The 7,944-nt window shown below is 66.3% G+C and carries 13 protein-coding genes; 7 read left to right on the forward strand and 6 right to left on the reverse strand.

The genetic code is table 11. The annotated features are described in order from the left end of the window. Positions 1-109 precede the first annotated feature (109 nt). Together WBA97_RS08295 and WBA97_RS08300 are read left to right on the forward strand one after the other, a co-directional pair. The gene (locus WBA97_RS08295) at positions 110-619 is read left to right on the forward strand and encodes a nucleoside-diphosphate kinase (RefSeq protein ID WP_424230133.1); all 510 of its coding nucleotides are present in this window, start codon (positions 110-112) and stop codon (positions 617-619) included. A 153-nt stretch (positions 620-772) separates the two neighbouring features. Beyond that, on the forward strand, positions 773-958 hold the full coding sequence (locus tag WBA97_RS08300) for a hypothetical protein (protein WP_424230134.1): 186 nt from the start codon (positions 773-775) through the stop codon (positions 956-958). Positions 959-963: 5 nt separating this feature from the next. Here WBA97_RS08300 and WBA97_RS08305 read toward each other — a convergent pair whose 3' ends face one another. The 3 genes from WBA97_RS08305 to WBA97_RS08315 all read right to left on the reverse strand — a co-directional run bounded on the left by WBA97_RS08305 (position 964) and on the right by WBA97_RS08315 (position 2,625). Continuing rightward, positions 964-1,380: an NUDIX hydrolase gene (locus WBA97_RS08305; protein ID WP_424230135.1), complete on the reverse strand. Its 417-nt coding sequence runs from the start codon at positions 1,378-1,380 to the stop codon at positions 964-966. Continuing rightward, positions 1,373-1,969 (reverse strand): NUDIX hydrolase, encoded by a 597-nt coding sequence (locus WBA97_RS08310; RefSeq protein ID WP_424230136.1) that lies wholly within the window; start codon positions 1,967-1,969, stop codon positions 1,373-1,375. The genes WBA97_RS08305 and WBA97_RS08310 overlap by 8 nt, the downstream gene beginning before the upstream one ends. 194 nt (positions 1,970-2,163) lie before the next feature. Beyond that, positions 2,164-2,625: a transcriptional regulator gene (locus WBA97_RS08315; protein ID WP_424230137.1), complete on the reverse strand. Its 462-nt coding sequence runs from the start codon at positions 2,623-2,625 to the stop codon at positions 2,164-2,166. 177 nt (positions 2,626-2,802) lie between these two features. On the opposite strand from WBA97_RS08315, the gene WBA97_RS08320 reads away from it, so the two are divergent. Genes WBA97_RS08320 through WBA97_RS08340 form a run of 5 tightly spaced genes read left to right on the forward strand, consistent with a single transcriptional unit; the run spans position 2,803 to position 6,659 of the window. Next, a complete protein-coding gene (locus tag WBA97_RS08320) occupies positions 2,803-3,069 on the forward strand; it encodes a helix-turn-helix domain-containing protein (RefSeq protein WP_424230146.1) in 267 nt (88 codons plus the stop codon). Continuing rightward, on the forward strand, positions 3,069-3,449 hold the full coding sequence (locus WBA97_RS08325) for a WhiB family transcriptional regulator (RefSeq protein ID WP_424230138.1): 381 nt from the start codon (positions 3,069-3,071) through the stop codon (positions 3,447-3,449). Before WBA97_RS08320 ends, WBA97_RS08325 begins: the two co-directional genes overlap by 1 nt. Continuing rightward, the gene (locus WBA97_RS08330) at positions 3,446-3,769 is read left to right on the forward strand and encodes a hypothetical protein (protein ID WP_424230139.1); all 324 of its coding nucleotides are present in this window, start codon (positions 3,446-3,448) and stop codon (positions 3,767-3,769) included. Before WBA97_RS08325 ends, WBA97_RS08330 begins: the two co-directional genes overlap by 4 nt. After that, the gene (locus WBA97_RS08335) at positions 3,766-4,551 is read left to right on the forward strand and encodes a hypothetical protein (RefSeq protein WP_424230140.1); all 786 of its coding nucleotides are present in this window, start codon (positions 3,766-3,768) and stop codon (positions 4,549-4,551) included. The genes WBA97_RS08330 and WBA97_RS08335 overlap by 4 nt, the downstream gene beginning before the upstream one ends. Continuing rightward, positions 4,548-6,659, forward strand: coding sequence for a cell division protein FtsK (locus WBA97_RS08340; protein ID WP_424230141.1), 2,112 nt, complete (start codon positions 4,548-4,550; stop codon positions 6,657-6,659). The genes WBA97_RS08335 and WBA97_RS08340 overlap by 4 nt, the downstream gene beginning before the upstream one ends. A 203-nt stretch (positions 6,660-6,862) precedes the next feature. Here the strand turns inward: WBA97_RS08340 and WBA97_RS08345 are convergent, their stop codons facing one another. The 3 genes from WBA97_RS08345 to WBA97_RS08355 all read right to left on the reverse strand — a co-directional run. Beyond that, positions 6,863-7,192 (reverse strand): hypothetical protein, encoded by a 330-nt coding sequence (locus tag WBA97_RS08345; RefSeq protein ID WP_424230142.1) that lies wholly within the window; start codon positions 7,190-7,192, stop codon positions 6,863-6,865. 180 nt (positions 7,193-7,372) lie between these two features. Next, on the reverse strand, positions 7,373-7,585 hold the full coding sequence (locus WBA97_RS08350; protein ID WP_424230143.1) for a hypothetical protein: 213 nt from the start codon (positions 7,583-7,585) through the stop codon (positions 7,373-7,375). A gap of 20 nt (positions 7,586-7,605) precedes the next feature. Further along, a partial coding sequence (locus WBA97_RS08355; RefSeq protein ID WP_424230144.1) for a hypothetical protein occupies positions 7,606-7,944 on the reverse strand: 339 nt, incomplete at its 5' end.

Raw genomic sequence — 7,944 nt, forward strand, 5'->3', positions numbered from 1 at the left:
AGACATTAGCTACCGGATCGACTTTCTGTACCAGCGTACAGGCCACAAATGGCGGCGATGCACATCAGGAGGTACCTTCGACTACACCACTTACACGAGGAGATCAGGAATGAGCAATTCGCCGCTGCTCGGCGTCGAGAAGACTCTCGTGTTGCTTAAGCCCGATGCCGTCAGCCGTGGCCTGACGGGGCGCATAGTTGCACGTTTCGAAGACGCTGCACTTAAGATCGTCGGCACCAAAATGAAGCTTCTCGATGCGGAGTCGACCAAACAGCACTACTTCGACCTTGAAGAACGGCTCGGCGCGGAGATCTACAACACCACCGCCAGCTTCATGCAGACCGGGCCCGTAATCGCTCTCGCGCTCGAAGGTGTCGACGCCGTGGCCAAGGTGCGGAAGATCATCGGTGGTACCTACCCCGATCAGGCTGCCCCAGGCACCGTGCGCGGCGACTTCGCACACCAGACCAGGGCGTCTTCTGAGGTCAGCGGCAAGGCCGTAATGAACCTCGTTCACGCGTCTGGCAACTCGGAAGAAGCAAAGTACGAAGTCAGCCTGTGGTTCGACTCGTCGGAACTCTTCGAGTACGAGACACTGGCGGAGAAGTACGCCTACTGAGCGGAGCAAAGGTTGACTTCTGGCGCGGAGCATTGCGAATCGGTGGCAGACCTCGAAAGGGCCTTCCACCGGGAGATCCTTACGGACCGACGCACCGCAGCCGAAACGGCCTACGCCTTAGCCTGGCGCTACCGGACTGAGTACGTCGACTGCGTGCAGCTTCCATCCGAAACGGCACGCAAGTGGGCACTCCGGTCGATCGAACTTCTCGACGCGCTGCCGTCGGACACCGTGGCACAAGTCAGCAGCACCCGCTTGTCGGTCGGTGGCGTCGCGCTGCCTGCGCTGCTCCACGCAGACGTGGTCCGCATACGGCTTGCCGACCTACTACGCGCGTAGAGAACTCACGCGCTCAACGCGCTGTCCAGGTACTGCTGCACCGGCTCGAAGAACCCGTACGGCACGTATTCGGCGAGCTGACCGTGCTCAGCCCACGCGATTTCGACCAGCTCCTCGTCGTCGACCACAGTCGCCTCGCCGCTCACGGCGTCGCAGGCCACGTAGACCATCGTTCGGCCGGTTGCCGGGTGCACTCGCTCGCCGAGCACCTTTGCCTCGGCGACCGTCAGGCCCGTCTCCTCCTGCGCCTCGCGCACGGCCGCCTCGCCTGCGGACTCCCCCGCCTCGACCTCACCGGCCGGGAACTGCCAGGACAGGGTGCCTTCCTTCACCCGGCGTCGGACGAGCAGCACGCGCCCGCCCTTGACGATGACCGCGGCCGCGATCGGCGGGCGCGGACTGTCAGGAGTCGGCTCAGTCACTTGCTACCTCCAACGCTTCCAGCACGGGCGGGAAGATCCGGTCGGCGGGGATGAAACGCGTCAGCTCCCGCCGATCTGCCCAGGTGACGCTAACATTCTCGACGACATCGACATTTTCGGCGGTGCCGGTGAGATATTCGCACAACAGGTATTCGCACATCACGTTCGTTATCGGATGAAGTCGGCTTCCCAGCGAACGCACTACCACGCAATGGACGCCCGTCTCACCGAGCGTTTCTCGCACGGCGACGGTTTCCGGGGATACGCCAGGCTTGACCACTCCGGCAGGAAATTGCCAAGAGATACCTCCCCCGTCCTCCCCTCGGCGGCAGACGATCAGCACGTCCGACTCGTTGACGACCACCGCGATTGCCACGCGGAACGCCTGCGCGTCGCTCGGCGCGGGTGGGCTGCTGTCCCCTCCAGCGAGCTGCGCGAAACGTCGCTTCGCACCGTCCGGCGCCTGCTCCAAGGCCGTGTCGAGCGCCTGCTGTATTTCCGACCTCGGCAGCAGGGTCGGCTTCTTGTGCCACGCGGCGACGGTCCGCTGAGCCACTCCGAGGTGACTGGCGAACCCGTCGTTGCTCATCCGTAGCGCCGTCTGCAAGGCGCAGGCGCGACGGCCGGTCCACGGACTCGCCGACTCCATGATCAGCCACCCCAGTCGCCGCGTTGTGCACTACTTCTGCAGTGGTTGTGCAGTGCTTCTGCGCTGGTCATGCATGGGTTGTGCGCGGTTTTCGCCGTTGACTTGGAGGCATGCGAAACAGCCATTCCCACACCTCACCGAGAGGTCCGCTCGCGGTCCGAGCGCCGGTCCCGGACCACTGTCGCAAGGTTGGCATTCAGTTCCTCCAACCGTCGGCTGATCGACCGCATGTCGTCGAGCCGGTCGTTGATGGACGCGATCTCGTCGAGCCGTTCGCTGATCGCACGCAACTGGTGTTCGATCGCGGCCAGGCGAGCAGGAACGTCATCGTCGTCGAACCGGTAGATCGGCTCGCCCACGCTCGGCGGGACGCGTCCATGCAGCACCGCGGTCAGGTGCTGGGGGTGCCAGTCGAGCGCGAGGGACAGGGCTTCCAGAGTTCGCGTGTTGCGGCGGCGCTGGACCACATTGCGGGCGATCTCGCCGACCACTGCCTTCGACACGCGCGATCGTTCGATCAGGTCACGCTGCCGAAAGCCCAGCTCAGCCGAGCGCTGATTGATCGCACTCGCGACCGCAGCCCAATCTTCCGTCACCCATTCCTCCGCGCTCCGCCTCAGCCGAGGGTATCGCGGTCCTGATTTCGCGGGCTGGTTCCACCACAGAATCCCGCGCGATTTCAACCCGTTCGCGCCACTTCGGGATGAAATCATCCTCAATTTTTGCATGAAATTAGACTTCGATCAGTTGGGACCATTCCAATGACCACAGATATGCCTGGCGCGAACGTGCCAGCGTTCTACACAGTCCGAGAAGCCGCGCGGATTCTCCGCGTGGACAGAGCAACCCTCTACAGGGCGATCAGGGACGACGCGTTCCCAGTCGTCAAGCTCCGTTCGCGGTACGTGGTACCGGCAGCGGCGTTGAACAAGCTCATCGCCCAGGCCGCCGAGTCCGGCAGTTGCATCGACGTTGCCCAAATGGCCGCCGAGCAACGGACCGCGCGGGAGATCCAGCGCCTTCGCGGAGGTGCGTGGTGATGACCTCCGATGATCGCTCGCGGTTCGTGTGTATCGCGTGGCGGTTGGACCGTCTGCGGTGGGTACCGACTGAGGTGCTGGCCGACCTGGTGATGAGGAACGGGGAGTGTGTGTGGGCGTTCACCGATGGCGACCCGCCCGCACTGACTGGCAAGGAGTCGCTTGACCGGGAGCTGGCTGTCCGGTTGTGCGCGGGATGCCCGGTGCAGGACGAGTGCCTGGAACTGGAGTTGCGCACGGCCGGGGACCAGACCACCGGCGTGTGGGGCTCGCTCAACGAGCGTGACCGGCGTGCGCTCTACCCGCACTGGCGACAGCGCGGCGAACGCGCCGAACTCCTCGACCACCACGACTTCCCGGACGGAGGTGAGCAGCCATGACCGAGATCAGCCTGACACCGACACAGATCCTCGCCGGACTGGGTGTGCTACTCGTGCTCCTGTGGGTGTGGCAGGCGAGCGTGCGCCGGGCGAAGGCGGCCGCCAACGCCGCACGGGGTGGTGCGCGGTTGCTGTCCCTGTTCGGGCGGGTGTTGTTCACCGCTGGTCTGATCGTGGCGGTTCAGTGGGTGGTGATCACGCATCCCGGTAACCCGTGGCTGCTGCTCGCGGTCCTGGGGTTCCCGGCGTTGTTCTCCTCCTACGCACTGACCCGCGCGCTCACCGTCACGGCTGTGGATAGCCGGAGGAACCGGCGATGACCCAGGACAAGAGGGGAGGGGTGGCCGCCGCCGGGCGGCCACCCGCCGGTCCCCAAGACGCCCGGCATGTCCCGCTGACCCGTGGGCAACGGTTGGCGCAGGACGCGGCCGAGGCCGCCGAACTGCGCGCCTACCAGACGGACCCGGACGTGATCGCGCTCCGCGTGGAACGCGTCCGGTCGCAGGTGGACCGACTCTGCTGGGCCGGGATCGTGTGCGGGCTGGCGTTCACCATGACCAACGTCCAAACCTTCGCCGCTGCCGGAGCTGCCGCCTGGTCGCTGCCGTGGCTCGCGGCCTGGCTGCTCGACCCCACGGTGTCGGTCGTGCTGCTGGCGATCCTGCGCGCCGAGCAGGTCACCGCCCGCTACCAGGTCTCCACGGGGCCGTGGGTGCGGCGAGCGAAGCGGTTCACGCTCGCCGCCACGTACGTGATGAACGTGTGGGCCTCGTTCGCGACCGGATCACTGGCCGGGATCGTGCTGCACTCGGTTCCGCCGCTGGTGGTGTTCGTCGCCGCCGAGGCCGTGACCGACCTGCGGGACAAGCTCACCGAGGCCGTGAACGCCGCGTTCGCCGAGGCCGTTCACCGCGCCGGGCCAGTCGTTCATGAACGTCCACGAACGCCACGGCGGTCCTTCACGGACTACCTGGCCGATGCGCGTCGCGCGTGGACTCCCGGCACCGAGGTGACCCCTGCGTGGGTCCGCGAGGTCACGAGTTGCTCGCGTGGTCTGTCCTCGCGCGTGGCGGCCGCGCTCGCGGAGGAGGTGCGTTCATGAACGAGGACTCGATGCCCGTGCCCGCCGAGTCCCGCGAGGCCGTGAACGCGGGACCGGTGTACGACGCCGAACTGGTCGACGAGTCGCAACCCTTCTACTCCCAACCGCGCCTTGGACGATTCGCCTCGTGGTGGCTGCGATCGCCGCGCGTGCCCGTGTGGTTGAAGGACCGGGGCCAGGCCAGGCAGGCGGCCAAGGATGCGGTGGCGGCCGTGATGCGATCGCCGTGGCGCTACCTGCGGGCGACAGTGCGCGGGTTGATGGCCGCTGTCCGGTGGTGGCGTCGGTGGGTGACCGTGCGGGACTACCGCGAGGCCGCCGAGGTATCGGAGAAGCTGGCGGACAAGTTCACCGAGATCCGCGCACTCACCCTGTTCCGATGGAAAGTGACCGGCGCTCTCGCCGTGGCGGCGGTGGTCGCGGTGGCTCTGGTGGAGTTGCTCTACGGTCCCCGCGGATTGTGGTCGACAGCTGGGCTGGTGTCCTTCGCGCTGGCGATCCTGGGCCGACGTCGGGACGGTGTGCCGGGCCGTAAGGCTGTGTTGGCCGGGCCACGGACGTTGACGTGGACGATGGACCCGCAAGTCCTGGTCGACGCGTTCCGCGACGCGAAGCTGATCGGCAAGGACGAGACGCTGCGGCTGGTGGAACGCGCGACGCGGATCGGGGATGGGTGGGCGGTCACGGTCGATCTGCCCGCCACCCGCAAGGCCGCTGACGTGATCAAGAACAGGGAAGCGCTCGCGTCCGCGCTCGCGGTCGACGAAGTCCAGCTGATCGTGGAGCGGGTGCGGGGCAACGGCGGTCACGCCGGGCGGGTGTCGATGTGGGTCGCTGACGCCGACCCCTACGCGTCTCCACCGTTGCGGACACCGCTGCTCGCGGTGCAGCGGTGGGATGCGTGGCGGCCGGTCCCGTTCGGACGCGACGCCCGAGACCGCAAGATCGACCTACCGCTGGTGTGGACATCGCTGCTCGTCGGCGCGATCCCCCGTCAGGGCAAGACCTTCGCCGCCCGGCTCGCCGCAGCCGGCCTGATCCTCGACCCCCACACCCGGCTCTACGTAGCCGACTTCAAAGCGGGTAAGGATTGGGACGCTGCCGCGAAGGTCGCGCACCGGTTCATGTCCGGCGACGAAACCGAACACGTCTTGGCGCTCGTCGGGTGGCTCGTCGAGCTGGTCAGCGAGGTCCAGGGCCGCTACCGGCGCATGCGCGACCTCGACGACACCGTCTGCCCGGAATCGAAGATCACCCCAGCCATGTCCCGCGACACCGCACTGAACATGCCGGTCACAGCCGTGTTCCTCGACGAAGTCCAAGTACCGCTCGAAGACCGGACACCGGTCGAGGTGAACGGCAAGAAACTCACCGCAGGCGACTACGTCGGCGAACTACTCACCTGGCTGGCCAAGAAAGGACCAGCGGCCGGGATCGTGCTCGTCCTCGCCACCCAACGACCGGACTCCAAAACCATCCCCTCCGGACTCCGAGCGGTACTCGGGTCGCGGTTCGCGTTGCGGGTCATGGACTGGCGAGACAGCAACATCGTCCTCGGCGAACAGATGAACACACGCGGATACGACAGCAGCCGCCTCCTCGCCTCCCACAAAGGCGTCGGCATCCTCCGACCAGACGGCGAAACCCACGCTGGTGCCGACGTACTCGCGCTGACCGTGCGGACCTACTACATGCCCAACGAGGACTGGCACGAACTGTGCCGACGAGGCCGCACACTCCGGGAGACAGCCGGAACGCTGACCGGACACGCGGCGGGACGCGACACCGAGCCTGAGTTGGATCACGCGGCGGTGGTGCGGGCTATCGGCGCCGGTCCGCGATCGTCCGAGACTCGGCGGATGCTGCCGGAACCGCTCGCGTCAGTCGTTGCCTACCTCGGAGACGATCTCGACGAACGCGACTTCATCCCCACCGCCGAACTCGTCGACGCGCTCGACGTCGAACCCAACTCGTTCGGCCGCTCCATGACCGACCTCGACTGCCCGTCCACCCGCGACCGAATAGCGGCCGACGACGGGCAACCCCGCCGCGTCCGTGGCTACAGGACAGCCGACATCAAGGCAGCCATCCTCGCCGAGCAAGCGTGACGCCAGGCGTCCCGATGCCGTCCCGCAACGGCGATACCGTCCCACCTGGTGTGACGGCACGGCGCGTACTCGACCTGCGGAAACATCGAATGGACGGCTGGGACGGCACATCGAAATGCCGTCCCGGCCGTCACAGAACCCCGCCTGCAAGGGGATGAGAAGACGAACGGGCGGAGCCGTCCCAACCCGGTGAGGGTGGCCGGTCACCCCACGCCGACCTCGGCGTCAGCGTGATCAGGAACAAACCCGGCGAGGTAATCCGCCAGCTCCACGGCGGAACACCCGATGAGGTCCGCCAACTCGACCACCGCAGAGGGGGTCACCTCCACCACCCCATCCGGACACTTGACCAGCTTGTTGTGCGCCCACACCACCATCGACCGGAACTGCTCGTCCCGCTCGGTCACCAACCGTCGAAGATCCACCACAAGCACCAGGTTTGCCAGATCAACCCGCGCCCGTTGGAGTGCCTGGTTCAACAAGGCCGGAGCTGACACTTCGAGAGCGCCACAGATTTCCAGGAACCTCAGCAACGTGAGATGACGTGTCCCATGCTCATACGAGAGCACGGTCCGATCACCGATCCCGGACGGCAACCGCGCCACCAACTGCCTACGCGACCAACCCTTCGCCTCCCGAGCGCGACGCAAACCCTGACCAACCGCCCGCGCCCTGACACCCTCGGCTTCCCCGCGACGTTGCGTATCCATCGGTCAACTGGCAGCGGCGTTTTCGGACACCCGCGCTGCGTCCATCCTTTCGAGCGCGTCAACACCGAGTTCCACCAACGCGCGCAGTGCCTCACGGTGCACGACGAATTCGAAGGACCGGCCGGGCACCCAACCGCAGACAATCTCCGCCCGCTCCGGGTTCTGCACCGAAATCGCCAGCGGACAACCCTCATCGATGATCACGTACGCGTTCACGAGCAAGCTCGACCCGAGCATCACACGCCCTCCGTCCCGGTTGTCGCGTCCCCGGACTGGATGTCCGAGGTCCACGTGGCGGCAGGCGCGTCAGCATCTCCCTGCCGAATCCGCCACTCCGCACGTGAGCGAACGGCGTCCGCCGACGTGGTCAACGCGTCGGCAAGCGCCAGTTCATCGGCGACGGTGGTGGGCTCGTCCCGACCGGCATCGGCGTCGAGGAACCGCAGAACCTGCGTTCCACAGATAATCGGGATCTGATGACATGTCTGGTGGCGTCGTGGCAGGTCAGGACGTTGCGACCTAGCGGAAACACCGAAAACGCCTAGTGACACGTTTCGCGTGGCTACCCGCAGTGA

The sequence above is a fragment of the Actinophytocola sp. genome (assembly GCF_049647105.1).
Classification (GTDB): Bacteria; Actinomycetota; Actinomycetes; order Mycobacteriales; family Pseudonocardiaceae; genus Actinophytocola.